This is a genomic window from Nocardia sp. NPDC055050 (assembly GCF_053608345.1).
Map to the genome: position 1 here is coordinate 122,393 of NZ_JBSGVG010000007.1, position 26,143 is coordinate 148,535.

General features: G+C 67.5%; 23 protein-coding genes and 4 tRNA genes. 13 read left to right on the forward strand and 14 right to left on the reverse strand.

Annotated elements, in window-relative coordinates:
* Window positions 1-26 precede the first annotated feature (26 nt).
* Window positions 27-1,208: a serine hydrolase domain-containing protein gene (locus ACWGCN_RS09810; RefSeq protein WP_378988731.1), complete on the reverse strand. Its 1,182-nt coding sequence runs from the start codon at window positions 1,206-1,208 to the stop codon at window positions 27-29.
* A gap of 91 nt (window positions 1,209-1,299) precedes the next feature.
* Between ACWGCN_RS09810 and ACWGCN_RS09815 the strand changes: the two genes are divergently transcribed.
* On the forward strand, window positions 1,300-1,986 hold the full coding sequence (locus tag ACWGCN_RS09815) for a TetR/AcrR family transcriptional regulator (protein ID WP_378988729.1): 687 nt from the start codon (window positions 1,300-1,302) through the stop codon (window positions 1,984-1,986).
* 102 nt (window positions 1,987-2,088) lie between these two features.
* On the opposite strand, the gene ACWGCN_RS09820 is transcribed toward ACWGCN_RS09815, so the two are convergent.
* Together ACWGCN_RS09820 and ACWGCN_RS09825 are read right to left on the reverse strand one after the other, a co-directional pair.
* Entirely contained in the window at window positions 2,089-2,355 is a 267-nt protein-coding gene (locus ACWGCN_RS09820; RefSeq protein WP_452459601.1) for an HIT family protein, read from the reverse strand.
* Window positions 2,356-2,977: 622 nt separating this feature from the next.
* Window positions 2,978-3,052, reverse strand: a tRNA-Val gene (locus ACWGCN_RS09825).
* 406 nt (window positions 3,053-3,458) lie between these two features.
* On the opposite strand from ACWGCN_RS09825, the gene ACWGCN_RS09830 reads away from it, so the two are divergent.
* The 5 genes from ACWGCN_RS09830 (at window position 3,459) to ACWGCN_RS09850 (ending at window position 6,217) form a co-directional block, all read left to right on the forward strand.
* Window positions 3,459-3,530 (forward strand) — tRNA-Gly (locus ACWGCN_RS09830).
* A gap of 40 nt (window positions 3,531-3,570) precedes the next feature.
* Window positions 3,571-3,641, forward strand: a tRNA-Cys gene (locus ACWGCN_RS09835).
* A gap of 1 nt (window position 3,642) precedes the next feature.
* Window positions 3,643-3,717, forward strand: a tRNA-Val gene (locus tag ACWGCN_RS09840).
* 180 nt (window positions 3,718-3,897) lie between these two features.
* A complete protein-coding gene (gene mraY, locus ACWGCN_RS09845; RefSeq protein ID WP_452459600.1) occupies window positions 3,898-4,971 on the forward strand; it encodes a phospho-N-acetylmuramoyl-pentapeptide-transferase in 1,074 nt (357 codons plus the stop codon).
* A gap of 52 nt (window positions 4,972-5,023) precedes the next feature.
* Window positions 5,024-6,217, forward strand: a complete 1,194-nt coding sequence (locus ACWGCN_RS09850) for a hypothetical protein (RefSeq protein WP_452459599.1) — start codon at window positions 5,024-5,026, stop codon at window positions 6,215-6,217.
* On the opposite strand, the gene ACWGCN_RS09855 is transcribed toward ACWGCN_RS09850, so the two are convergent.
* Window positions 6,183-7,136 (reverse strand): hypothetical protein, encoded by a 954-nt coding sequence (locus ACWGCN_RS09855; protein ID WP_452459598.1) that lies wholly within the window; start codon window positions 7,134-7,136, stop codon window positions 6,183-6,185. The genes ACWGCN_RS09850 and ACWGCN_RS09855 overlap by 35 nt on opposite strands.
* A 374-nt stretch (window positions 7,137-7,510) precedes the next feature.
* Between ACWGCN_RS09855 and ACWGCN_RS09860 the strand changes: the two genes are divergently transcribed.
* A complete protein-coding gene (locus ACWGCN_RS09860) occupies window positions 7,511-9,541 on the forward strand; it encodes a hypothetical protein (protein ID WP_452459597.1) in 2,031 nt (676 codons plus the stop codon).
* Between the two features lie 164 nt (window positions 9,542-9,705).
* Here ACWGCN_RS09860 and ACWGCN_RS09865 read toward each other — a convergent pair whose 3' ends face one another.
* Both ACWGCN_RS09865 and ACWGCN_RS09870 read right to left on the reverse strand, forming a co-directional pair.
* On the reverse strand, window positions 9,706-10,650 hold the full coding sequence (locus tag ACWGCN_RS09865) for a LysR family transcriptional regulator (RefSeq protein ID WP_378988719.1): 945 nt from the start codon (window positions 10,648-10,650) through the stop codon (window positions 9,706-9,708).
* 63 nt (window positions 10,651-10,713) lie between these two features.
* On the reverse strand, window positions 10,714-12,222 hold the full coding sequence (locus ACWGCN_RS09870; protein ID WP_452529002.1) for a flavin-containing monooxygenase: 1,509 nt from the start codon (window positions 12,220-12,222) through the stop codon (window positions 10,714-10,716).
* Window positions 12,223-12,374: 152 nt separating this feature from the next.
* On the opposite strand from ACWGCN_RS09870, the gene ACWGCN_RS09875 reads away from it, so the two are divergent.
* On the forward strand, window positions 12,375-12,914 hold the full coding sequence (locus tag ACWGCN_RS09875; protein ID WP_378988715.1) for a GNAT family N-acetyltransferase: 540 nt from the start codon (window positions 12,375-12,377) through the stop codon (window positions 12,912-12,914).
* A 12-nt stretch (window positions 12,915-12,926) separates the two neighbouring features.
* On the opposite strand, the gene zapE is transcribed toward ACWGCN_RS09875, so the two are convergent.
* The gene (gene zapE, locus ACWGCN_RS09880; protein WP_378988713.1) at window positions 12,927-13,946 is read right to left on the reverse strand and encodes a cell division protein ZapE; all 1,020 of its coding nucleotides are present in this window, start codon (window positions 13,944-13,946) and stop codon (window positions 12,927-12,929) included.
* A gap of 35 nt (window positions 13,947-13,981) precedes the next feature.
* Between zapE and ACWGCN_RS09885 the strand changes: the two genes are divergently transcribed.
* From ACWGCN_RS09885 to msrB, 4 genes are all read left to right on the forward strand, one after another.
* Window positions 13,982-14,743, forward strand: coding sequence for a pyrimidine reductase family protein (locus ACWGCN_RS09885; RefSeq protein WP_452458447.1), 762 nt, complete (start codon window positions 13,982-13,984; stop codon window positions 14,741-14,743).
* A 32-nt stretch (window positions 14,744-14,775) separates the two neighbouring features.
* Window positions 14,776-16,329, forward strand: a complete 1,554-nt coding sequence (locus tag ACWGCN_RS09890) for an alpha/beta hydrolase (RefSeq protein WP_378988708.1) — start codon at window positions 14,776-14,778, stop codon at window positions 16,327-16,329.
* Window positions 16,330-16,413: 84 nt separating this feature from the next.
* Entirely contained in the window at window positions 16,414-17,745 is a 1,332-nt protein-coding gene (locus ACWGCN_RS09895; protein ID WP_378988706.1) for a glycosyltransferase family 87 protein, read from the forward strand.
* Window positions 17,746-17,805: 60 nt separating this feature from the next.
* Window positions 17,806-18,234, forward strand: a complete 429-nt coding sequence (gene msrB, locus ACWGCN_RS09900) for a peptide-methionine (R)-S-oxide reductase MsrB (protein ID WP_378626732.1) — start codon at window positions 17,806-17,808, stop codon at window positions 18,232-18,234.
* Between the two features lie 94 nt (window positions 18,235-18,328).
* Here msrB and ACWGCN_RS09905 read toward each other — a convergent pair whose 3' ends face one another.
* The 4 genes from ACWGCN_RS09905 to ACWGCN_RS09920 form a co-directional block, all read right to left on the reverse strand.
* On the reverse strand, window positions 18,329-20,056 hold the full coding sequence (locus tag ACWGCN_RS09905) for a glycosyl transferase (RefSeq protein ID WP_452458448.1): 1,728 nt from the start codon (window positions 20,054-20,056) through the stop codon (window positions 18,329-18,331).
* 181 nt (window positions 20,057-20,237) lie between these two features.
* Window positions 20,238-20,933 (reverse strand): hydrogen peroxide-dependent heme synthase, encoded by a 696-nt coding sequence (gene hemQ, locus ACWGCN_RS09910; protein ID WP_378988701.1) that lies wholly within the window; start codon window positions 20,931-20,933, stop codon window positions 20,238-20,240.
* A gap of 43 nt (window positions 20,934-20,976) precedes the next feature.
* A complete protein-coding gene (locus ACWGCN_RS09915) occupies window positions 20,977-21,135 on the reverse strand; it encodes a hypothetical protein (protein WP_378626730.1) in 159 nt (52 codons plus the stop codon).
* A gap of 53 nt (window positions 21,136-21,188) precedes the next feature.
* Window positions 21,189-22,151 carry an oxidoreductase gene (locus ACWGCN_RS09920; protein WP_452458449.1) on the reverse strand — a complete coding sequence of 321 codons (963 nt, stop codon included), beginning with the start codon at window positions 22,149-22,151 and terminating at the stop codon, window positions 21,189-21,191.
* Between the two features lie 55 nt (window positions 22,152-22,206).
* On the opposite strand from ACWGCN_RS09920, the gene ACWGCN_RS09925 reads away from it, so the two are divergent.
* Window positions 22,207-22,614, forward strand: coding sequence for a MerR family transcriptional regulator (locus tag ACWGCN_RS09925; RefSeq protein WP_452458450.1), 408 nt, complete (start codon window positions 22,207-22,209; stop codon window positions 22,612-22,614).
* 45 nt (window positions 22,615-22,659) lie between these two features.
* Here ACWGCN_RS09925 and ACWGCN_RS09930 read toward each other — a convergent pair whose 3' ends face one another.
* From ACWGCN_RS09930 to hemE, 3 genes are all read right to left on the reverse strand, one after another.
* Window positions 22,660-23,250, reverse strand: a complete 591-nt coding sequence (locus ACWGCN_RS09930) for an HAD family hydrolase (RefSeq protein WP_387442558.1) — start codon at window positions 23,248-23,250, stop codon at window positions 22,660-22,662.
* A 149-nt stretch (window positions 23,251-23,399) separates the two neighbouring features.
* Window positions 23,400-24,761, reverse strand: a complete 1,362-nt coding sequence (locus ACWGCN_RS09935; protein WP_452458451.1) for a protoporphyrinogen oxidase — start codon at window positions 24,759-24,761, stop codon at window positions 23,400-23,402.
* A 93-nt stretch (window positions 24,762-24,854) separates the two neighbouring features.
* Window positions 24,855-25,910 carry a uroporphyrinogen decarboxylase gene (hemE, locus tag ACWGCN_RS09940; protein WP_378988691.1) on the reverse strand — a complete coding sequence of 352 codons (1,056 nt, stop codon included), beginning with the start codon at window positions 25,908-25,910 and terminating at the stop codon, window positions 24,855-24,857.
* Window positions 25,911-26,143 lie beyond the last annotated feature (233 nt).

The following is a 26,143-nucleotide window of genomic DNA, read 5'->3' on the forward strand; positions in this document are numbered from 1 at the left end:
CCGGACGTGTTGTCATCGGTTCGAGGTCATCGCTTGGCGGCGGCGTCGGCGATGGCGCGGAAGGCGTGGATGGCTTCGCCCATGTTGACTTCGGAGTTGAGGTCTTCGCTGTTCTTGACGATCACGATGCCGTCTTTGGGCGAGACGTAGATGAACTGGCCGAGGATGCCGATCGCGGAGTAGTCGCCGCGGTCGCCGTCACCGAGCCACCACTGATAGCCATAGCCGTAGTTGTTCTCCGAGCTTTCGGGCTTGTCGGGGCGCAGGTTGTGCGGCTGCAAGTGCGGGGCGGAGGCGTGGGTGGAGTCTTTGACCCACTGCGCGGGCAGGACCTGCTTGCCACCGGCCTGGCCGTCGCGTAGATACAGCAGCCCGAACCGGGCGAAGTCGCGAACAGTCGCGTGATAGCAGCAGTAGCCGACGGCGTTACCCTTGTAGTCCTTGCCGATCAGCGCCGAGGTCTCCATCCCGGCCGGCTTCCAGATCCGATCCTCGACGTAGTCCGAGAGCGACTTACCGGTTGCCTTCGACACGACCCAGCCCAGGACGAAAGTATCCATGGAGTCGTAGTTCCACTTGGTTCCCGCGGGCCGCTCGCGTTTGATCTCCTTGGCCTGGTCGGTCAGCGACGTGCCGGCAACCATGCGGATCGTGGTGGCGGTCGAACCCTTGGTGGGGTTGGTGTAGTCGGTTTCGTCGTAAGCGGTGCCCGACGACATCTGCAAGACGTTGCGGATACTTACCCCGTTGTAGCCACTTTTCGCCAGGTCCGGGACGTATTTGGTGACCGGGTCGTCGATCGAAGCGATCCGCCCCTCCGACACCGCGATGCCCAGCGCGGCGGAGGTGATGGACTTTCCGACCGACCACGAGTTGAAGCGGCTGGTGGCCGAATAGCCGCCGAAGTAGCGCTCATCGAGGATCTGGTTGTCCTTCATGACCAGGAATCCCCTGGTCGAAGAACGATCGAGATAGTCGGCGACAGTGCGGGTCTTGCCGTTGTATACGTAGGTCGCATCGAGGGCTTTGAGCCCCTGCGCGGTCAGTGACTCGGGCCGGTTGGCGGCGTCTGCGGTGTCGGTGAAGTAGAAGGGCACGTGCGGCAACAGAGGCAACGGCAAGGCGCCGTCGGCGTGTGCGGGTGCCGCCCACGGCGCCGACAGCACCGCCGCCGCCGAGATCGCGACGACCAAACTTCGCTTGAACATTCGTTCTCCGTTCATGTGAGGTGGCCAGAATGCAACCATTTGTCACCACTGGTGTCAACAGTGGTGCTTAAATCGCAGGTATGCTGACGCGATGCCGACCAGTCCTGCCGCCCCTACCCGAAAGCGCCGTCCACGAGGTGTTCTCACCCCGGATCGGATCATCGAGGTGGCGATGGGAATCATCGAAACCGACGGCTCCGATGCCCTCACGTTCCGGCGGCTCGGCACAGAGCTCGGAGTCGACCACACCGCGGTCTTGCGCCACTTCCGCGGCAAGGACGATCTGATGCTCGCCCTGGCAGACAGACTGATGGCCGAAGCGCTCAGCGGTGTCGAGGTGAGCGACGACTGGCGAGCCACCCTCAAAGGGTTGGCGCAGCGTGTGCGGCTCGCCTGTCACGCACACCCGCAGGTCGCAGTGGTGGTTTCCGGGCGGACCAGCCGCAGAGCATCGGAATTCGAAGGCGCCGAAATCGTCCTCGGCGCTCTGCTACAGGCAGGCCTACAAGGCCGCGAAGCCGCATCCTGTTACCGAGCCCTGGTCGAGATCGCACTGGCCTACGCATCCATGGAAGCCACACTCATGGCTCTACCCGCCGACTCCATGGCCGGTGACCGCGACGCCTGGAGCCGTGAATACCTCGCCTTGTCCCCGACTCGATATCCCAACATCGCCGCGGTCGCGCCACACCTGGCCGAGGTCGACGAGGAAGACCAATTCGACGTCGCGCTCGACCTGTTCATGGACGCCATCGAGGTACGGGCAGCTCGTAGGTGACATCGCCCCCTGCCCGTAGGTCGCACTCGAGAAGGTCGCTGTGCTGAACACGCAGAGACGTTCATTGAGCGTGATCGGCCTGGACCCGGTCGATGTAGGCATCTACACCCGGTACACCAGAGCCATCAACTGGAGATAGGCGTCCTCGGCGAGATCCCTCACCACGTGCTCATGATGGATCTTCGGAGCCACGAGCACGTGTCCCAGCACGGTCGGATACTTGCACAGAAACGCGATGTCGTTCTCGGTCTCGGCAACCACCTCGTGCCATCCGTCGCTCCCCGGGCTTGCGGCCACCTCGCAGATAAAGCAGGAGCTCGACTGAACTCGATGCGCATATGCCACCACATCGAACGGAATACGTTGCATACCAAACGATTCTGCCGACTCAGCTAGGACGCTGCCACTCCCGGCCGAACCGCGCGGCAGTCACCTCGAACTGAGCATGCCGACTGCCGTCGTCCATCCACTCTTCGGCTGCCGAATACCGGCGTCAAAGCCCGATCCCGGCCGGCCCAGCCGGCCGAAGCGCGACTTATTGCCGGTCCGCGGGCAACGCCCCTGCTCGTATTGCACGAAATCGGCCGGCCAACACGAAAGACGTACCCGTCCATCCATGATGCATAGTCCCAGTTGGTTTCAAGCCAGCAGGCCCAGGAAGACCTGCGACAGCACGTTGAGCCGGCGTGCCGACGCTCGAAGGAGGGTTCCGAGAAGCAGATCCGGATAGCAATCGAAGACATCAACGCAGCGATGTGGCCATTCCGCCACGCGATTGAGCTGATTTGCGCCAGTTCGTCGGCTGAAGCTACCGAGCTTTACGCACCGCGCGGAGCGGGCAGACGAAGGCGATTGTGACGGGCAACACTTCTCGTCGGGCTTGTCGAGCACGATCGGCTACCCCGCCAGTCAGCGTCGAAGCCCCCGAAACTGAACGCTATTGCACGTATATTGCACGGCCAGCGCCAAAAAGACTCCGACCTGCGCTTTATGGTGGTCCCAGCTGGTTTCGAACCAGCGACCTTCCGCGTGTGAGGCGGACGCTCTCCCGCTGAGCTATGGGACCGAACACTTGCCGGGCGGATTTTGAGCCGCTCGAACGAGATGGAACATTAGCACGGGGGGCCGGGATGACACCAAATCGCCTTGTGAAGCGGGGTTTCGGAGAGAGGAACCTCGCTGGTGTCGATGCCCGCGCTCGCGCGCGTGTACGCGCGGGCGGTCGATCGATGGTCCGCACACTCGACGCTCGGGCGGTATCATGGCTAGATGCGCATATCTATGTTCCAGAATGTGATCATCAGGGTCGCTGGGCGGCGCGGCTCGATGTGGACGACATGCGTGTAATTCATATTTAGGGCGGTTTACCAGGCGATTTGTAGTCTGCGTCGAACGTCGGCTAATGTTCTCCTCGCACCGCAGAGAGCAGCAAAGCCGCCAGGCCGAGCCGCTCCCCTAAGTGTGAAGTAAATGCGGATGTGGCGCAGTGGTAGCGCATCACCTTGCCAAGGTGAGGGTCGCGAGTTCGAATCTCGTCATCCGCTCGAGAGGTAGGTAAGGCACTAGCCCCATCCTCCTTTGTACGGTGGAGTGGCCGAGTGGTGAGGCAACGGCCTGCAAAGCCGTGCACACGGGTTCGATTCCCGTCTCCACCTCGCGCGATTAGCTCAGCGGGAGAGCGCTTCCCTGACACGGAAGAGGTCACTGGTTCAATCCCAGTATCGCGCACCACCGTACCGAGTCAGGCCCCCTTTCGAGGGGGCCTGACTTGTTTGCGTTACCGGTCCAGCGAGCCGAGCCTGTAACCCAGATCACTCTCGGCACGGATTCCCGGTGAGCTCCCCTAGTATCGGCACACGGCATCGCCGGGCGGGTCCGGTGCGGGGACCGGCGGCATGGAGGGGCAATCGAGTGAGGCAGATCCTGTTATCGGCGGGGATCGCTCTTGTCGTCACCATCACGCTCACGCCGGGGCTGATCCGGGTCTTCGCGCGGCGAGGGTTCGGGCAGGAGATCCGGATCGACGGACCTGCCAGTCATCAGGCCAAACGCGGAACGCCGACGATGGGTGGGCTGGCGATCGGGGCCGGGGTGTGGGCCGGGTATCTCGGGTCGCATCTGATCGGGTTGCTGTGGGACGCACCGGGGCCGAGCGCGTCGGGCGCGCTGGTGCTACTCCTGGCGTCGGCGCTGGGTGTGGTGGGTTTCCTCGACGACTCCATCAAGCTGCGCAAGCACCGCAACCTCGGGTTGACCGCGGCGGGCAAATACATCGGGCAGATCGGCGCCGCGGTGGTGTTCGCTGTGCTCGTGCTGCGGTTCCCCGGCGCCACGGGGCTCACGCCCGCCGGTCGCAACCTGTCCTATGTCCGCGACATCAACACCATCACCTTCGCGTCGCTGTTCTTCGTGGCATTCATCGTGTTGCTGGTGGTCGCGTGGTCGAACGCGGTGAACATCACCGACGGTCTCGACGGACTCGCGGCTGGGTCGATGAGCCTCACGCTCGGCGCGTACGTGGTGATCACGCTGTGGCAGTACGACAACTCGTGCGAGATCAGTCCCGGACGCGCCTGCTACACGGTGCGCGATCCGCTCGACTTGGCGATGGTCAGTGCCGCGGGGGCGGCGGCGTGCATCGGTTTCCTGTGGTGGAACGCGGCGCCGGCCAAGATCTTCATGGGCGACACCGGGTCGCTCGGCCTCGGCGGGCTGCTGGCCGGGTTGTCGATCACCAGCCGCACCGAACTGCTGGCCGTGGTGATCGGGGCGCTGTTCGTCGCCGAGATCATGTCGGTGGTGTTGCAGATCGTGGTGTTCCGCACGACGCATACGCGGCTGTTCCGGATGGCGCCGTTCCATCATCACTTCGAACTCAACAACTGGCCCGAGACCGCGGTGATCATCCGGTTCTGGGTACTGGCCGGGATCGCGTCGGCGACGGGGCTGTGCCTGTTCTACAGCGAGTACCTGACCTCGCTCTAGTTGTCGGGGCCTGCGGCTACGCTGACTCGATCGAGCGAGGGAGGTCGCCGCTGTGAGTGCCGAGATCGTCAGGCCACCGGGTCACGATATCGCCGCCGACGTCTCGTTCGAGCTCGAGGAGCTCGACGATCTGGTCGGCGAACTGCTCACCGACCATGCCGAACGCGCCGCCCGTGACGCGCGGATCGTCGCGCTGCGCCTCGGGATCGGAGGGCAGCGCCCGGAGACCCTCACCCGGATCGGCGCCCGCTACGACCTGGCCCGCGACAGGGTCCGCCAGCTGTACGCCAAAGCGGTCGGCCGGATCGTGCGTGACGCCGCCCGCGCCGGGCACCGGTCGGCGCAGGTGTTCGCGCACCGTTATCCGGTCGAGGCGGGTGATCTGCGCCTGGTGCGCATGCTGCTGGCCGAGACCTACGCGACCGATACCGACCTGGTGGCCATGGAATGGTCCTACCTCAAGCTCCGGCTGGCCGGACACGAACCGGGCGACGCCAAGCGAGTGGCCGGCTATGTGATGCAACGAATCCTGGGCTGGCAGAAGAAGACTGCCAGCATCTTGGCCAAGCTACAGGTGCCGGCGGACGGCGCCGACGATCTGCGGGCGCTGCTGGCCGACGTGGAGTGGGCGACCGGATCGCCCGCCCCGCTGCCCACGGAGTCGGCGCGCGTGGCCGATGGTGACGACGACGGCCGCGGCCGGTTCTACTTGGCGAAAGCAGGCCGCGACGTCGCCTACGACTCGGCCATGGCGGCCCGGCTACTGCGGACCCTCGATGCAGACCCGGCGGTGGCGGCGTTCCAGGAAGAACCGACCGCACTGACCTATCGCTTCGCCGGCGAAGACCAGGTGCACTATCCGGCCGTGGCCGCACAGCTCACCGACGGCCGCGCGATGCTCATCGACGTGGTTCCGCTGGGCCGCACAGCCTTCCACCACAACCGGATCCAGAGCGAACTCGGCCGCGCCTACGCACGCGAGCACGGCTGGGGCTGGCTCGTCTGGACCGGGAGCGCGATCGGTACACCCCAGCTCGAAGCTCGCCCGGTCGACGCCTCGATCGAGCAACGCCTGGCCTCCGACCTGGACCAGGGCCCCTACGATCGACAGGCGCTGGCCACGGTCAGTGCGGACACCGGCCTCGACCTCCTCGACCTTGCCGGCCTCGTGCTCCGCAACGACTGGCAGTGGGACCGGTTGCCGATGCGGCTCAGCGCATCACCATCGCGCCGACCATCACGGTGAGGACCAGCAGCATCGCGCAGCAGGTGAGCCACTGCCACTGATCCAGGGTGCGATCCATCCGGCCGATGCTCGCGCGCAGGCTCGCCGCGACGCGCTGCTGGGCGAGGAGTTCGCTGCGCAGTCCTGCCATGGTGATGGCTTCGGCGTCGGCGTTCACCCCGGCCCGATCGATCCGGTTGTGCAGGCGGCCGACCAGTCGCTGCTTGTCGCGTACGGCCTGGCGCGAGACCGCCAGCTCCACCCGCTGATCGCGCAACTCGGTGCGCTGGTGCTCGATCATCGCGGCCTGTGCCGCGGTGTGCCGTTCCCAGGTGCCCACGTCGGACCACCCTCCTGTCGTGAGATCCGCGTGCCCCCAGTGCATTGCGCCGGACACCCAGTCTTCGAGAAAATCACGCAACTCGGTACCGCCGCCGGCCGGGGCGGCGAAACCGGTCTTGCCCGCGGCGAGCATGCCCTGGTCAATGCGGTAATCGGCGGCCGCGGGCGAGAAATCGGCGATGCCGACCGCGGGGACCAGCGGCACCCAGAAACCCTGCGGGCACACCCACAGCACATCGTCGATTCCGGCCGCCTGCAGGCGTTTCCGGTGTGCGCGGGCCGCGGTGATGTCGAGCGGGCCGCTGCGCACCTCGACCACGCAGCGCCGGTCGCCGCGGCGCCAGTAGATATCGACGGGGATATCGCCGATCTGTGCGTCGACCTCGGCCTCGTCGGCGCCCGCCGCCGTGAGCCTGCCGCAGATCCAGTGCTCGAGACGCTGCGTATTCCATTGGGTCGCCGCACATTCGGGGCAACCACAGCCATAGCCGGTGCGTTCGGTGACGGCGCGGCGGCTGCCCTCGGAAATCCCCAGTTCGTCGAGCAGCGCTCGACGTCCACACGCCACCTGGGTCTCGCTCAGCCGCTTCGTCCTCACACCATCACTCCCTCACCAAGGGACCTGTCGTAGGCTCACGCGCACGTCCTGGACATCAGGTTCCCGCAGCCATCGAAAAGGCGCCAGCCCCCTTGACCCGCGTTCGGGTGCGTCATCGCCTGGTGATTGAGGTCACAAACGCGACTCTGCTTGTATATCAAGCCATTTCATTGTGCCAACGTCGCACGAAGACGCCTAATTCTTGATCATTTCGATACACAGACCCGGCCTGTTGCGTGTCCGTTTCATCCTGATTGAGAATCAGTTCGGCGCGTCGCGGAAGCGGTCACGACAACACGTGCTGTTGCTCCGGTGGATATGATCGCTGCGGCCGAGGCGGGCACGCTCGGGCGACCACGGGAAGTAGGGTGTGCATGAACCACGCTGAGCACGACGAGTCCATCGGGTCGATGCTGGCGAGTATCGCCACGGCGCTGCGCGAAGTCAGCGACAAGCTCGATATCGTCGCCGCGCGGGTCCAGCTCGATGTACCCACCTTCCCGGTCGACGAGGATCTGCCCGACCACACCCGGATCAGGCGGCTGGAATCCTGGGCATTTCGTGCGTCACAGGACATTTCACGCCTGAGTTCCCGGCTCGACGCCCTCGACAACGACGGTGAGCCCGATTCCGGCCGTCCGGCGCGGAGCACGCCCAGCCGTCGCGAAATTCGCGAAGCCGCGGAGGCCGCCGAACGCGCGGCCGACGGACTCGACGACCACCGAGCGGCCCCCGAGTCATTACCACCTCATCGGGACCGCGATACCGACAGCTCCCGGCCCCCGCTCGAACGCCGCAACTCCCCTGTCCGGCCGGCCACCGATCACCTCGGCGACCCCACCGCGCTGGCCGCGACGCCGATCCCGCGCACGGCCCAGGTCGAGGCGGCGCCCCTGGGTCAACCGGCGTCGCTCGATACCGACTCGATCGCCGCGGTCGGTGGCAACGCGGCCGCCGGCGAACCGTCCGGTCGCCGACCCGCGCCCGTGCGGCTCAGCAGTACCGGCGAGCGGGTCTCGGCGGGCAATGGGACCTCGACGAACGGAGTCAACGGCACCGCGAAGGGTCTGGCCGGCGACATCGCGTCCACCCGAAACGGCACCCCGGTGCCCGCCGTGATCGGCACGGTGCTGACGGCACCGGTCGTCGACCACGCGGCAGAAGCGAGTGCGCCGACAGCTTCGAAGCCCACCGCGACGGTGCTCTCCGAGGATCGCCCGTCCACGTCGGGTGTCGACAACAGCACGCCGTCCTCCGCAACCAACGACCCACTACCCGGGAGCGCGGAGGTGAGCGCCCTCGTGCGGGAGAGCGGCCCCAACGGGTTCGGGCTCGGTTCCGGTGCGATGAAGCACGTTCCGAGCTCGCCGGTCGACGACCGGTCGGCGCGGCAGGCGCCCGGAGATCCGCAGACGGCGGAGATCAGCCCCGATGCCGTGATCGAGCGGGCTCGCCCGGTGAAGAAGCCGACGGAGAGCTCGGCCACAGCAGACGGCAGACCGAGCGTTGCGTCGCCGGAGAAGCTGTCCGCCAACGGGAACGGTGTCGCGCGGCCCGCGCCGACCGAACCCGTCTCTGCTGCCGAGGACCACCTGTCGTCGGGATTCACCGGCGAGCGATCCGCGACGCCGCCGAATGGCAAGCCGGTCAATGGATTCGAGTCCCACATCCCGCCGGCAGCTGAAGTCCGCCCGGACACCTCGGTGGGTGCACAGCCCGCGGGCAACACCGCCAACGGCATCCACTGGTCTTTCACGGAGGAACCGGCACCCCCCTCGCCGACCCCGGACCGAAACGGACACGCCCGCAACGGCTTCACCACCGACTCCGCGCGCCGTGCCGAGTCCCTCTTCGACGATTTCACCCCGCGCGACCGCATGACCACCGGTGAATCATCCGAGCCACCGACCGTCTCCGGGCCGCCCCCACGCCTGACTCCACCGACAGAACTCACCACACAGCCGAACCAGGTGCCGGTGGATTCGGCGCGCACCCCCGGTCCGTCTCACGTCAACGGCGTCGGCCACAGCACCGCGTTCCCGAACGCCGATCGACCGGCGAACACCGCCGCCCTACCCGACCAGGAGCCGCGCAACAACCACGCGACGCTCACCGACCACGATCGTCCGTCCGCGGACTTCGATCCACCGACTCTCGGCCTGCCGACCGGACGCGACGGGTCGGCGAGCAGCCCCGATCCCCTCGAACGCCCGGCCGCCGACCCGGTTCCGCCCACCGCCACCGACTCGGCCGGTATCACCGTCACCGGCACCTACCGCGCCTTCGACATCGAACGCGCCCACGTCGACAAGCTGCAGGCGATGCTGGACGAGCTGAAACGCTCGGCAGGTCTCCCACCAGGCCGCCGCGACGTGTTCGGCCCGCCGACACCGGACGTGGGTTAGACGCACCTTCGTCTCCGCTCGGGACGTGAGCAGCTGAGAAACGAGCATCCCAGGCGAATCGCCTCCTCCGATCCGACTGCGCACCACTGCAACCCCATCAGGTGCGCGCGTCCATCTCGCACCGGTCACATGCGAGCGGCGGACGAATGTTCCGGGGATGTCTGTCAGGCAGGTGTCGCCAGCGGAACCAGACCTGGACCGACCTCCGGCTTCGGAGGTTCGTGCAGGACTGTGCCGATGAGGTCGCGCAGGGCGCGATGACCGGCGTCGGCGGTGTTGCGTGGATGCCACGCCATGGCGACGACGGGGGCCGGAAGCGGCAGCGGGATCTCGAACATCGCCAAGCCGAGCGCGGCGCGTGCGGCGCGGGACACGAGTTCCGGTGCGGGGCAGATCAATTCGGTCGACGCGAGGGTGAGCAGCGCGGTGGGCAGGTCGGCGACGGTGGCGACCACGCGGCGGGTGCGGCCGTGCAGGGCGAGGCGGTCATCGATCGGGCCGTGCGTGCGACCGGTGGGTGACACTTCCAGATGGCGTGCCGAGGCGTAGGCGGCGACGGTGGGGCGGTCGACGGCGAACGGGTGGTCGGGCGCGGCGACACCGATCCAGCGGTCGGTGAACAGGCGCTTGACCACCGTTTCCGGGTCGGTCTGCCCGATCATGCCGACCTCGACGTCGACTCGGCCGTCGCGCAGCGCCACCGCACCGTCGGCGGCATCGGCCGCGAGCAGCCGCACGGTTACCCCGGGCAGCTCTGCGTGGACCGCCGCCAGTAGCGGACCGGACAGGCTCGCGCCGACCGAATCCCCCACGCGGACAACGAAATCACGATGCCTGCCCGGCCCGTTCCCATCGCGGGCGGTGAGCAACGACCGGCCCTGATCGACCAGGCTCGCCACATCGTGGCGCAATTCGAGGGCCCGCGGCGTGGGCACCATCTGTCTGCCCGAGCGAACGAGCAGCGGATCGCCGAGCACCTCGCGCAGCCGGGTGAGAGTGCGACTCATCGCCGAGGTCGAGGTGTGCAGTCGCCTGGCCGCCTCGGTCACGCTGTTGGTGTCGAGCAGCGCGTCGAGAGCGAGCAGCAGGTTCAGATCCAGCGCGTCCACGGGAGGATTATCACCAACGCACCGATCGCCGTCGGCGTTGCCGACGGCGATCCGGCGTGTCGGCTACCGCTCCGCTACGGGCGCCGGTGCGGGCGCCACGGGGGCGGCCACCGCGCGATTGCGCAGCACCCCGCGATAGGACGACGGCCGCACGGGTCGCACCCACTGCGCCAGCCGCGACATCAACGGCAGCGGCGTGCCGAGATCGTCGAGCATCTCGTCGATATTGGCCAGCGAGAACGGGACCACCGAGGCACCGTGCGCGTGGTTGCCCTCACTGCGTTCACGCGACCACTCCAGGCGCGCATCGATCTCGTTGTTCATCAGCTCGGCCATCGGCGGCACGAACCGGCCCGTGAGCAGCCCGGCGATCCAGTGCGCGCCCACCTCGGCGCTGAGGGCGCTCACATTCGAGCTGTTGTAACCGGCGAAGCTCAGATTGGGGATCTCCACCGGCAGGATGTGGCGGTAGAGCCGGAAATCGCTCACGTCGTCGGTGAGGGCGCGCCGCACGAACGGGGTGAGGAACGGCACCTCCTGCCGGTATCCGGTGGCGCAGAGGACGATCTCGGCCAGTTTCAGGCTGCCGTCGGCCAGACGCACCGCGGGTCCGTGCGGTCCACCGATCAGTTCGGTGATCTCGGTGTCGCGGTGGACGCTGATCCGGCCCGCCTCGACCTGCTCGGCGAAGCCCTCGGTGGCCAGGCTCGCGCTGCTGGTGCCGATCTCGGAGATCGGGCTCGTCGGTACCAGATCGAGCTCACGCAGCCGCAGCTTGCGCGTCACCCGCTCCTGCAGCAGGTCCATGTTCGACTGGCGCAGCGAGAGACGGTCGAGCAACCGTTCGACGCGGTGCGGGAAGCGGGACGGGAAGTGCGCCTCCCCCGCGCGGGTCAGCAGCAGACGTTCGTAGTCGGCGCCGAAACCGAGCTTGCGCGGCATCTTCCAGGTGAGTCTGCGCGCCACCACGGTGGTCTCGTCGGCGATGTGGCTGACGGCCTCGGCCACATCGCACGCGGACTTGCCGTAGCCGAGCACGACCACCGAACGATCACGCGCCTGTTCGACATCGTGGAATTCCGAGACATGGCACAGTCGCCCACCCGCGGCACGGAACGCCGCGGTGCCGGCCAGGTCGGGCATCACCGGGTCGCTGTAGACGCCGTTGGCGACGATCAGGTGATCGCAGGTGGTGCGGTGCACCCCTATGTGGTCGCGGATCTCGAGCAGCCAGCCGCTGTCGACCGGGTCGGCCGCCACCACCTCGGTGCCCAGCCGCAGGTGCGGGCCGAGGCCGAACTCGTGCACGTATCCGGCCAGGTAGGCCTGCATCTGCTGGCCGTCGGGCCAGCGGGGGAAATCCTCGGGCATCGGGTGATCGCTGAACGCGTACGTGGATTTGCTGTTCTGCGCGCGAAGTCCCGGATACCGGCGGGTGGCACTCCACACACCGCCGACGTCGGGGGCCCGGTCGAAGACTTCGACCGGGAACCCCGCCTGACTCAATACCTTCGCGCAGGCCAAACCCGCCATTCCCGCACCGACGATCCCGATGCGGCTACCGCTCGTCATGCGCAGGAGACTACTCGGACCAGTAGGTGAGGTGCCACCGCGCTGGACAGCCCACAGTCGGTGGGACAGTGCCCGACCCAGCCGTAGTGCCGCCGCGCTGTCGCGATCCACAGTCGCGCCGCGGCCGGGGTGACCCGTGCTGTACTGGAAGGATGACCAACAGTTCCGTCGTCGTCGACCGAGCCGGACTCTGGGACGCCGAGGCGCTCAGCGATGTGGCCGCCGCGACATTTCCGCTCGCCTGCCCGCCCGAGGCCACCGTGGGCGATATCGAGATCTTCCTCGAGCAGATGCTGTCGGGCGAACGCTTCGGCGAATACCTGTCCGACCCGACCAGGACCGTGCTCAAGGCCGTCGAGGGCGACGAGATCGTCGGCTACGCCATGCTCATCGCGGGCAGACCGAGCGACCCCGACGTCGCCGCGCAGGTGAGCGCGGGCGAGGTGGTCGAGCTGAGCAAGATGTATGTCCTGCCCGGACACCACGGCAGCGGCGTCGCCGCGGCATTGATGGACGCCGTGGTCGACACCGCGCGTGACTCGGGCGCCGAGACGGTCTGGCTGGGGGTCAACCAGGCCAACGAGCGCGCGCAGAAGTTCTACGCCAAGCACGGCTTTCGGCAGGTGGGCACCAAGACGTTCGTGGTCGGCAACCAGCTGCACTCCGATTTCGTCTTCGAACGCGCGCTCTGACCGGCTGTGGGGTCAGGCGGCCGCGGCCTCGAAGCGCGAGAGCGCGAGCAGACGTGAGATCGCGCGCAGGTACTTCTTGCGGTAGCCGCCGTCGAGCATCTCCTTCGAGAAGATCTCGTCGAGCTTGACGCCCGAAACCGTCACCGGGATGCTCGCGTCGTAGAGGCGGTCGGCCAGTACGACCACGCGCAGCGCGACGGCCTGATCGGTCACGGTGTGCACGTCGGAGATGAACACCGAGGCCACGCCCTGGATCAGCGCGCCGAACTTGGACGGGTGCAGCGTACTCAGATGCTTCAGCAGCACGTCGAATTCGTCGAGCGTGGAACCCGGGGTGGTCGCGGCACGCTCGACGAGCACGTCGTTCGAGGTGGGTTCCGGCGCGGGCGGCAGGTCGCGGTGCCGGTAGTCGGGCCCGTCGACGCGCACCGGATCGAAGATCGAACCGAGCTTCTTGATCTCACGCAGGAAGTCCGATGCCGCGAAACGCCCCTCGCCCAGCTGGCCGGGCAGCGTGTTCGACGTCGCCACGATGGAGACGCCACGGGCCGACAGCTCGGTGAGCAGTCGCGAGACCAGCATCGTGTCGCCCGGATCGTCGAGTTCGAACTCGTCGATGCACAGCACGCTGTTGGCCGAGAGCCGCTCGACGGCGTTGTTGAAGCCCAGCGCGCCGACCAGGTTGGTGACCTCACCGAAGGTGCCGAACGACTTGGGCGCCGGGGAGCTGTGGAAGATCGAGGCGAGCAGGTGGGTCTTGCCGACGCCGAAGCCACCATCGAGATACAGGCCGGCGCCCGAGACTGCCTTCTTCTTGCCGAAGAGGCTCTTCTTCGAGGCGGCCTTGTGGATCTTCGCCACCTGACCTGCGAATTCCTCCGCCTTGGCTACCGCGGCCGCTTGGCTCGGTTCCTTGGGGTCGGGGATGTAGGAGGCGAAGCTGACCTCGTCGAACATGGGCGGGGGCACCATCTGCGCGACGAGTTGGTCGGCCGGGACCTCCGGATGGCGATCGACAAGGCGTTCTTGCATGGACAAATCGTACGGACGTGGTTGCATCGATCCCTATGCAGCGTATCCACAATGTGACCCAGCTCGCAGACCTCGACGCCGACGCACTGGCCAGGTGCTATGCCTACCCACGGCATCTGGACGGTCCGTGGGTACGGGCGAACTTCGTCAGCAGCATCGACGGCGCGTTCACCGTCGACGGTGTTTCGGCAGGCTTGGGCACCGAGGCGGACAAGACAGTGTTCACGGTCCTGCGTGAACTGGCCGACGTGATCGTGATCGGCGCGGGCACCCTGCGCGCGGAGAACTACGGCGGCGCGCACCCCGACCCGCAACGGCGCATCGCGCACCATCGGCACGGGATCGGTGGTCACCCCGACGGCACCCCGCCACCGATCGCGGTGGTCACCGCGACCGCCAAGCTCGATCCGGGGTCGAAGTTCTTCACCGACGCCGAGGTGCCGCCGCTGATCGTCACCACCAGCCACGCGGACCCGAAGCAGGTCAGTGCGCTCGAGGACGCGGGCGCGCAGATAGTGGTCGCCGGTGAGGCCGCGATCATGCCCGCCGCGCTGATCCGGGTGTTCGCCGAGCGCGGTCTGCACCGGGTGCTGTGTGAAGGCGGACCGCATCTTTTCGGGCAGCTGGCCGAGGCCGGCCTGGTCGACGAGCTCTGCCTGACCACCGCCCCGATGCTGGTCGGGGGTGCGGGCGGGCGAATCTCGCTGTCGGCGAGCACTTTCGACCTGCCGATGGCACGCAAGCAGCTGGTGCTCGCCGAGGACGGCACCATCGCGGCCCGTTGGGCCCGTCGATGAAACCTGGCGCCGAACCTGGCAGTGTGTAGCGCATGCGTTGGACTCGGGCCGCGGCAACGGCCGCGACACTGTCGATCATGCTCGCGGGCTGTGGAGCCGGGCCGTCGGATCGGCCCGTCGTCGCCGTCGAGCGTCCCGGGGCAGGCGGCGCGCAGACCGAAGCGCCCGCGCCGCAGGACCTGGCCAAGGCCGAGGTGCCCAAAACCGATCTGGCCTGGCGTGATTGCACCGCGGCCACGTTGAGCTCGCTCGACTTCGGCGCCGCTCCGGCGGGTCTGGTCCTCGAGTGCGCCGAGTTCTCGACCCCGATCGATACCGCGGGCACCGTGCTCGGCACGTTCCGGGCCGGCGCCCTGCGCGCTCGCCTGCCGCAGACGCCCACCGATGCGGCCCCGTTGGTGCTCACCTCCGGTTCGGACCGTTCGTCGGCCTCGACGCTGGCCGGTCTGGCGATCGGGCCCAACAGCGCGTTGCTGGCCGCGCAGCCGATCGTCGCGGTGGATCGACGCGGCATCGGCGCCTCCCAGCCCATCGACTGCATTCCGGCGCAGCTGCGCGCGGTGATGACCGACCTCGGACAGACCGGGGTGGGCAGCGCCGATCAGGTCGGCGCCGTCGCGGGCTTCAGCCAGGACGCCACCATCGCCTGCCGCGATTTCCTGCAGCCCTACGAGGGCACGTTCGACGCGCCGCACGCCGCCGACGACATCGAGCAGCTGCGCAAGCAATGGCAGGTCGAGAAGATCAACGTGCTCGGCGCGGGCAACGGCGCCAAGGTGGCCCTGAGCTATGCCCGCCGCTACGGCGACCACCTGGCCCGACTCGTGCTCGACGCCCCCGAACCCGTCGGCGCGGACGCCACCACCATGGCCGAGGCGCGGGTCACCGGCGCCGAAGCGGCCCTCACCGCGTTCGCGCAGCGCTGCAAGGCCGCCAACTGCGCACTCGGCGCCGATCCGCGGGCGGCGATCGTGGCGCTGATGAACAAGGCGAACAGCGGCGGGCTCGGCGAGATCTCGGCCGCTGACCTGTCGACCGCGCTCACCGGTTTCCTGTCCAGTCCCCGCGGCGACCAGGCGAATCGGGTCACCGCCATGGCCGACATCCTCGCCGCCGCCGACCGTGGCGATCGCGGACCGCTGTCGGCGATGGTCGTGCGCGAAGCCGCCGCGATCACCTCCGACGGCGAGTTCGTGAACCGGTGCACCGACAGCCAGCAGCCCCCGACCGCGGACAAGGCCCGTGAACTCAGCGAGACGTGGGCGAGCAAATATCCGGTATTCGGGCGCAATGCCGCCATCGGGCTGATGGTCTGCTCGGCCTGGCCGGTCTCCACCGCGGCGCCGCTGCCGACGAAACTCGACTTGCCGGTGCTGGTGTTCGCCGGTGCCGCCGATCCGATCGTCGGCGGGGCGGCCGCCTCGGTGACCGGTGCGCTCGGCTCGGCGGGCGCTCGGCATGCCACGATGACCTGGCAGGGCTGGGGCCATCCGGTCGTCACCCACTCCGGGTGCGCGCAGAAGGCCGTCAACGACTACCTCGCCGAGGGGAAACTGCCCGCCGACGGCGGTGCCTGCCCGGCCTGATCGGGCCGGGGCAACCATCCGGTTCCGGCGCGTCATACGGGTCCGGCGACACCATCGCAACCCGATTCGGTGTACCGTGCCCCAGTGTTGTTCCGACAGCTCGAGCCCCGTACCGCTCGCACCTCCGCCGAGGTGATCAAGTTCGCGCTCTGGCCCTTCGCGGTCATGATGGTGCTGAACCGCGTCTTCATCAAGGCGATCAACGGTTTCGTCACCGACGACTACCGGCCTGTGTACAACGCCTCGTTCGAGTTCCTGAACGGCAGGCCGCTGTACACCGCCGACTTCTCGTCGGTCGACCCGCACTATCTCTACTATCCGAGTGGAACGCTGCTGATCGCGCCGGTCGCGATCATCGACTACGAGCTGTCACGCTGGCTGTTCATCGGGCTCAACGCCGTGGCGATTCTGCTCGCCTGGTATCTGCTGCTGCGCCTGTTCAAGTTCGGTCTGGGCTCCATCGCCGCGCCCGCGCTGCTGCTGGCGATGTTCGCTTCCGAGACGGTGACCAATACGTTGGTCTTCACCAACGTCAACGGCTGCCTGCTGCTGGCCGAGTTGGCGTTCATCACGCTGCTGCTGGCGCGCCGGGACCTCTGGGCAGGCGTGGCGCTGGGATTGAGCATCGCGGTGAAACCGACGCTGGCACCGTTACTGCTGGTCGCAGCCGTTCGCGGCCAGTGGAAGGTGTTCATCACCGCGCTCGGTGTGCCGCTGGTGCTCACCGCGATCGCCTGGCCGCTGTCGGCGGACCCCGAGAAGTTCTTCACGCACGTAATGCCCTATCTGGCGGAGACCCGCGACTACTTCAACAGTTCGGTGGGTGGCAACGGGCTCTACTACGGATTGCCCGAATGGCTGATCCTGCTGGTCAAGGTCCTGATGGCCGGTGTGGTCGCGGTATCGCTGTGGCTGCTGTGGCGCTACTACCGCCACGACGAACTGTTCTTCGTCACCACGTTCTCCGGGGTGTTGCTCACCGCGTGGTTCCTGCTGCCGTCGCTGGGCCAGATGTACTACTCCATGATGGTCTTCCCGTTCCTGATGACCGTGGTACTGCGCAATTCCGTCCTGCGTAACTGGCCCGCGTGGCTGGCGATCTTCGGGTTCATGACCTACGACAAGTGGCTCTCCGATCGCTGGCAGGGCGTCGGCCGCAATCTCGAATACCTGCGGGTGACCTTCGGGTGGGGCCTGCTGCTCATCGTCGTGTTCTGCGTGCTCGGCGACCGGTATCTGGCGGCGCGTCGCGAGGGCAGGCTGCAGTTCGGAATCGACCCGACGTGGATCGAGAGTGCGCCCGATTCGCGGGACGGCACCGATGAGCCCGCGCCCGTCGCACCGGTCGAGGACACTGCGCCGCCCCGCGAGGATCCGGTGGCGCCGGTCGAGGATCGCGAGCCCGCGCTCAAGTAGTTACCGGCCGGTGACGCACCGCTCACGGCGCGCACCGGCCGAAACCATTAGCGTGGAGCCATGAGTTCCGATACTTCGTTGCCCACGCCGCGCATCCAGCTGACGCCGCAGCAATGGCGGGCGAAACTGGATCCCGAGGAATACGCGGTCCTGCGCGAGGCCGCCACCGAGCGTCCGTTCATCGGCGAATACACCGACACCAAGACCGAGGGCGTCTACACCTGTCGTGCCTGCGACGCCGAATTGTTCCGCAGCACAGAGAAATTCGACTCGCACTGCGGGTGGCCGTCGTTCTTCGATCCCGCCGATTCCGACGCGGTGATCCTCAAGCCCGACGACACCCTGGGGATGCGCCGGGTCGAGGTGGTCTGCGCGAACTGCCACAGCCACCTCGGGCATGTCTTCGAAGGCGAGGGCTACCCGACGCCCACCGACCAGCGCTACTGCATCAACTCGATCTCGTTGCGCCTGAAGCCCGCCGCCGAATAGCGGTCACACGAGACCGCGCACGTCCCACACCCACACACCGCCCACCTGCTCGGCCGGTACGCCGAGCAGGTCGTCCACGGTGCGACGCAGGGCATCATCGCTCTGTGACGGCGGCAGCACCAGCACATCGGCGCCCCAGTAACGCAGGTCCGCGACGGCCTGCTCGCGCCGAGCTCGGTCGATGACCGGAACCGTACCGGTCTTGCGGACCAGCATGAGCAGAACGGCGGTGGATCGGGGGTCGGCGCCATAACCGGCCCCACGGTCCGCGCCGACCGGGCCGACGAAGTAGCCGCCGACGAGCGGGAAGGCGAAGTCGGCGTCGATCTGCCATCGCAGCGCGATCGAATCTCCCGAGGTGGGCGGCGGTACGATCACCACCGAGCCGTCCGAGACGTACTGCCGCACAGTGCCGTCGGCGAAGAACGCGGGCGTCCGGGGGGCGTTCGGTGACGGGCAGCACGGTCGGCGCGATGGGCAGCAGCGCGAAGGCCAGGGCGCAGAACCAGGCAACGGGTCGCCGCCGCGTGGCAGCGGTGCGCAGCGATTCGATCGCCCGCTGAGTGCCGAGGACCAGGACTATCGCGATGGCCGGAATGGCTATCATGGCCAACCGCGATTCGATCATCCCGTTCAGCGGCGAGATCCATCCGAAGGCCAGCCACGGCATCGGAATCATCGAATACTCACCCTCGCCGAAACGCACGACGCCGTCGAAGGACAGCACAATGCCCATCGACAGCGTCGTGAACACCACCCCGACGATCACGGCGGCCCGCACGATGCGCTCACGCCGCAGGTAGCACACGGCCGCGGCGACGAGCAGCAGTAGCGGCCAACCGAAGTAGGTGTTGTCCTCGGTCGGATTGATGCTCACATCGGGGCCGAACGAGAACATGCTGCCCGCCGATTCCGGCGAGAACTGCACCAGCGACAGAATGTCGTTGCCGACCCGGCCGATCCCCACGAATCGATACGACTGCGGTCCGGCGAACTGCCACCACAGCCCGAAACCGGTGAGCGTCAGCGTGATCAGCGCCGCGAGCAGTATCGACGGGGCCGCCGCGCGCGCTGTGCGCGCGATGGCACGCGGGGTGCGCAAGTAGGCCAGGGCGAAGGCCGCGAAGCCGAGCGCGAAGATCAGCAGCGGCTCCTCACCCAGCGTGAGCTGCAGCGCGACCAGCAGTCCGAGCGCGACGGCGGCGCGTGGCTGCCAGACCGGTCGCGACCCGACGGTGTTCTCCGCGTGCCTTGCCATCCTGATGACCCGCACAGCGATGAGCGGAAGCAACACCAGAAAGACGAAATTCGCGTGCCCGTTGGTGTGCGCGATCATCGCGGGTGCGAAGCCGCAGAACAATCCGCCGATGGCCGCGGCGAATTTCGAGCTCACCAGCTCGCGCGAGAATGCCCAGTACCAGGCGAACGCTGTGCTGAACAGGCCGAATGTCAGCGCCGACACGAAGGTGACGGTGGGCCCGAACAGCAGCGTGATCGGGGTGAACGGCACCCCCCAGCCGTACATGAGGGTATTGGCCATCATGTTGATGCCGTCGGGATAGTTCTGCAGCTCGGTGCTGAACGGACTGTCGAGGTGGGTGAGGTTTCGCGCGGTGATGGCGTAGAACCACTCGTACAGCGTCTGGTCCTGATCACTCTTGCTCAGGTAGCCACTGCTCGGGTTCCACCACAGCCCGGCGAGGACGAAGACCGCGAGCGACAGGTAGCAACCGGCGACGATCAGGTCGGTGCGCGCCGAGCGCAGCCACTGCACCGGAGTTCGCCGCGACTCGACCGTTTCCGGTGCGGTTCGATCGGTCACTGCTGTGTCGGATCGACCCTCTTCGGTTCGATCCGTTCCCCACCCTGATACCACGCGCGAATCTCTCTCACCCTCAACGCCACAATCGGCCCGCTCACGATACTCGAGTGGGAGACCGCGGCGATACCAGGCCGAGGAGAAAGCCCCTCTCCACGGAGAGGGCCTTCGGTGTCTGCGCCGCTTACGGCAGTGCGGTGAGCAACTGTTCGACCTCGACGCGCGGACCGGTGAAGAACGGCACCTCTTCGCGCACGTGCAACCGCGCCTCGGTGGCCCGCAGGTCACGCATCAGGTCCACGATCCGGTGCAACTCGGGGGCCTCGAAGGCGAGGATCCACTCGTAGTCGCCCAGCGCCATCGAGCTCACGGTGTTGGCCCGCACATCCGGGTACCCGCGCGCTTCCTTGCCGTGATCGGCGAGCATCTTGCGCCGCTCCTCGTCGGGGAGCAGGTACCACTCGTAGGACCGCACGAACGGGTAGACGCAGATGTAGTTCCCCGCGTCCTCGCCTGCCAGGAACGCGGGAATGTGGCTCTTGTTGAACTCCGCGGGCCGGTGCACCGCCACATTGCTCCAGACCGGCGCACTCGCCCTGCCCAGCTCGGTGGTCCGCCGGAAATCGGAGTACGCGGCCTGCAGGTCCTCGACCCGCTCGGCATGTGTCCACAGCATGAAATCGGCGTCGGCCCGCAGCCCCGCCACGTCGTAGATCCCGCGCAGCACCACGCCCTTGTCGGCGAGTCCGTCGAAGAACTCCTGTGCCTCCTTGATCGCCCCGGCCCGGTCCTCACCGAGCACGCCCGGCTGAACCTGGAACACCGAGAACATCAGGTAGCGAATGGTGGAGTTGAGAGCCTGGTAGTCGAGTCGCGCCATGGATCTATGGTGCCACTGCGGCGTTTTCGCCCGCGGTCGGGGCTCAGTCCCCTACCGGTCTGCTCGCCCGCCACGGCGACGACTCGTCACTGCCGAACACCGAGGTCACCGTCGTCGCCTCACCGTCGTGAAGTTCGACCGGACCGAGATCGGGATCGAGAATCAGGCTTCGCTCGTTGCGCTGCTCACCGGCAATGGTCACAGCGGGCGATCATGCAGTACCGCTATCGCCGATGCCCGCTGACACGCCGCTGGTCAGCCGGAGAAGCTGTCGAGTCCGGTGAGCTCACTGGACAGGGTCCAGAGACGGGCGGCGGCAGCGGGGTCGACGGCCCACGGTTTCACACCGCCGGCGAGCATGTCGTCGTCAGTGGCGACTTCGGCGACATCGCAATCCTGGCAATACGCACCGCCGTACTCCGCGAGCGGTGCGGCGGTCGCCGCCCAGACTGCGGTCGCCGCCCCCTGCGCCGGGGTTTTGAAGCCCACGGCCTGACTACCGTCCGTGCCGATCCAGCCCTGCGAGATCTGTTCCGCACGGGCGATATGGCGTTGCAGTGGCGTGAGGATGCTGCCCGGGTGCACGGAGTACGCGTTGATCCCCGCTGCCGCGCCGATCGCGTCGAGGTGGGTGGCGAACAGCGCGTTGGCGGTTTTGGACTGACCGTAGGCTCTCCAGCGGTCGTAGTGGCGGCTGAAATGGACGTCGTTCCAGCGGATATCGGACAGGAAGTGGCCCGACGATGCCACCGCCACCACACGAGCCCCGCTCCGGGCCAACGCCGGACGCAAACGGTTGACCAGTGCGAAGTGCCCGAGATGATTGATCGCGAAGTGCGCTTCCCAGCCCGGCCCGATATCCCGGCATGGGTAGGCCATCACCCCGGCGTTCGCGATGATGACGTCGATGCTCCGGCCGGTATCGAGAAAGCGTTCACTGAACACCCGCACACTGTCGAGATCGGCCAAGTCGAGTTCATCGACCTCCGCGTTATCGACGTCGCACAACGCTTTTCGCGCCGCTTCGACCCGGCGGGCCGGCACGACCACCTGCGCCCCGGCACGCGCCAACGCCGCGGTGGCCTCCTTGCCGAGACCTGAATAACCACCGGTGACCAGGACCGTCTTTCCCGTGAGGTCGACGCCGTCGACGACTTCGCCGACCGTGCTGCGCGGTCCGAACCCGCTACCGATTCTGTGCTGCTCTGTCATCGCCATGCGCTGACGGTAAAATCTAGAGTGCGATCTAGGTCAAGCTGTGAGGACGCACGAGATGAACGGGCTGTCTATCGGTGACGTCGGGCGGGCCACCGGCCTCGGGGTGCACGCCTTGCGATACTTCGAACGGGAAGAACTTCTGTTGCGCCCGATCCCCCGGTCTCCCGGTGGACAGCGCGTCTACGCACCGGCCGACGTCGAATGGCTCCTGCTCTGCAACCGCCTCCGCGAGTCCGGCATGCCGATCGCGACCTTGCGAGTCTTCGCCGGGCTCGTTCGCTCGGGACCGGGAAACGAGCAGGAGCGACTGGCGTTGCTCGAGGCTCACGAACAGTCCGTCCGTGACAGGCTGGCCGAGCTGGCGGCCGACCTCGAGGTGATCCACAACAAGGTCGTCACCTATCGCAAGCATGTCGAAGAGGGCACCGCGGTCGGAGTCTGGTCCCCCGAGCCACCGAGCTGACAGACGGCGATGTTTGTTCCGTGGCAGCTGCGCGGCCGGCCACGACTAGCTTCCGCCGTTCACGCTGAGTACCGCCAGATCTTCGATCCCTCGGTAGTGAATGCCGGTCATGCCGAGAGACCGTGCGGCGGAGACGTTTTCCGGCCGGTCGTCGATGAACACGCAGCGGTTCGGTGCGACACCGGCCGCTTCAGCAGCGATCTCGTAAATGCGCAAGTCCGGTTTCGCGATGCCGACGGCCGCACTGCTGATCACGGTGTCGGCGAAATCGGTGAGACGCATCCGGGCCAGATGGATGTCGAGGTTGTCCATCGCATTGGTGACCAGGACCAGCGGGACGCGGGCGCGGACCTCTGTCAGCAGATCCCTGACCTGCTCATCGACCCAGAAGTCGACAGCGGCGAAGGCGTCGACCGCCCGGACCGCATCGGGGTGACCGCCGAGCGCGGCGGTGATCGAAGCCAGCCACTGCTCGGCGGTGATCTGTCCGAGTATGGCCGGGCGGATCTGTTCCGGGGCGAAGGCGGTGGCCAGCACGGGCAGCCCGTAGTGCTCCTCGATGTCGCACTGACGGTCGTGGTCGAATTGACGGAGCACGCCATCCAGATCACACAGCACCGCTTCGAATCTCTGCATCGTCCCAGTCTGCCTGTGCCACGGGGTGACTCACAGCGATCACGCGGCGCCGGTATCGCCTGCCGCCGAGGACACGCCACGAAGCCGGGCCGGAGCGAGGTACCGGAATGGATCGGCCCACACATATCCGGTCGCCGCCGGCATCGGGATCAGCGCTGCGTGCTCGCGATGTACGCGGTAGCCACGCGTTCCGCGGCGGCGGTTCCCGACGCGACGCAGGCGGGAACACCGACACCGTGCAGGTAGGCGCCCGCTACCGCGATGCCGTCGAGGGGGGCGATAGCCGACTCGAGAGCCGCGATCCGCTCGGTATGGCCGGGGGCATACTGCGGAAGGCCACCGGGCCACCGTTGGACGACCGCTTCGATCGGGGTGATCGGGATGCCGGTGACGGTGGACAGGTCGGCGACAGCCGCCGCGATGAGGTCGTCGTCGGTCCAGGAGAGCGGCTTGTCATCGCCGAGACGGCCGAAGGAGGCGCGGACCAGCGCGACGTCACGCTCGGCCAGATGCGGCCATTTGCGACTGGACAGGGTGAATGCCTTGGCGCGCAAGGGCTCTCCGGTGGCGACGAGGATGCCAGAGTTGTCCGGTAGCGCGGTGTCGCGTGGCAGGGCCATCGCGACCAGCGCCGACGAGGACAGTTCGATGCCCGCGGCGGCTCGGGCGGCCTCGGGCGCCACGTAGTGCAGCAGGCGGGCGGTCACCGGGGCAGGCGTAGCGATGACGACACCTTCGACGGCGCCGATCGGGTCGACCACCCAGCCATGGGGTCCGCGGGCGATTCTGGTTGCGGCGGTGGTCGCGACAAAACGCGCGTCCGAAGCCTCGGTCAGTGCGGCCAGCAGGGCTCCGTAGCCGTCGCGCAGCCCACCGAATACCGGGTCCGAGCTGGGCGCGGGCATCGCCGCACCGACAGCCTCCGTAAGACTCGACGCGCCGTCGTCGAGCGCTGCGGCAAGAGTGGGTAACGCGGCGCGGACACCGATCGAAGCACTGATTCCCGCATAAACCCCGCCCAGCAACGGATCGACGCTCCGCTCGACCACCTGCCTGCCGAACCGGTCACCCACCAGAGTCTGCACGTCGATGTCGCAGCCTCGATCCCAGCGCAGCGGCCGCTCCGGCTCCGTGGCGACCCGGGCGAGCGTCGCATCGTCGACCAGCCCGCGCAGCGACTCGGCATCAGACGGAATCCCCATCAGGGTGCGCCCCGGCAACGGATGCGCCGACCCCTGCGCCCAGATCAGCGGCCGTTTCCCCGCGGGCCGCACCAACTGGTCGGCCAGGCCGAGTTCGCTCATCAACTCGATCACCTCGGGCCTGCGCCCCACGAAGGCCTCGGCGCCGAGATCCACTGGCCCCCCGGACAATTCACGAGTGTGCAGCACGCCGCCGACCCGTCCGCTCTGCTCGAGCACGACGATGTCGGTGTCCTCCCCCAACCGCTGCCGCAACCGATAAGCCGCGACGAGCCCGCTGATTCCGCCCCCGATAACCGCGATCCGCATGTACCGACCGTAGCCGTGCGACACGTCGCCCGGTGCGACGCACCGGCTCCGATGTCGGCTGGGTCACCAGCGCGTCTGGTTCGTGAGCCGAAGCTACAGGGAGTGCACCAACTCGACCAGGGCGGTCAGCACACCGGGATCGGTGTCGGGCAGCACGCCGTGGCCCAGGTTGAAGATGTGCCCGGTCGCACCGAGCGTGATCGCCTCGTCGGCTTCGCGCACGATCCGCCGCGTCTCGGCCTCGACAGCGTCGAACCCGGCGAACAGGATCGCGGGATCCAGATTGCCCTGCAAGCCTTTTCCGGCACCGACCCGGCGCACCGCATCGGTGAGCGGCACCCGCCAGTCGACACCGACCACATCGGCACCGGCCTCACCCATGGCACCCAGCAGTTCGCCCGTGCCGACGCCGAAGTGAATGCGCGGCACCCCGGCCGAGGCCACCTCGGCGAACACTCGCTCCGAATGCGGCAGCACGTACTCGCGGTAGTCGGCCAGCGAGAGCGCGCCCGCCCAGGAATCGAACAGCTGCACCGCGTCGACCCCGGCCGACAACTGGGCCTGCAGGAACGCGATGGTGATGTCGGTCAGGGCGCCGAGCAGGGCGTGCCAAGTCTTCGGGTCGGCGTGCATCATCGCCTTGGTGCGCTCGTGCTGCTTGCTCGGCCCACCTTCCACCAGGTAGGAGGCGAGGGTGAACGGGGCGCCCGCGAAACCGATGAGCGGGGTGTCGCCGAGCGCGCCGGTGAGCAGTCGCACACCTTCGGTGACCGCGCCGACCTCTTCGGGGCGCAGCCGCGGCAGCGCGCGCACGTCGGCTTCGGTGCGCACCGGGGAGGCGATGACCGGGCCGACACCGGGCACGATGTCGAGGTCGATCCCCGCGGCTTTGAGCGGAACGACGATGTCGGAGAACAGGATTGCCGCGTCGACGCCGTGGCGGCGGATCGGCTGCATGGTGATCTCACACACCAGCTCCGGGTCGAAACACGACTCGAGCATGCCGATGCCCTTGCGCAGTTCCCGGTACTCCGGCAGCGACCGGCCGGCCTGACGCATGAACCACACCGGGCGCCTGCTGGGCGTCGCGCCGGTGGCGGCGGCCAGGAAAGGGGCATCGGTCAACCGGCGGCGGGTGTAAGTGCTCATCGCCGTTCATCCTAAGCGTCGAGCCCGCGGGAACCTCACGCCCCGGCGGGTGTGGGACCGACCACACGTTCCACCGATCGAGTCGTCGATACCCGCCGACCCCGCTCACATCGCACATCGTGCATCGCGCCGACGCCGAGAATGCACCCTACGCAACGCGACCCGCACGCAACGCGCACGGCGGCGCGCCTCCGACGGCGCCGGGCACCCACGGTCTACCGTTCCTCCTCGTG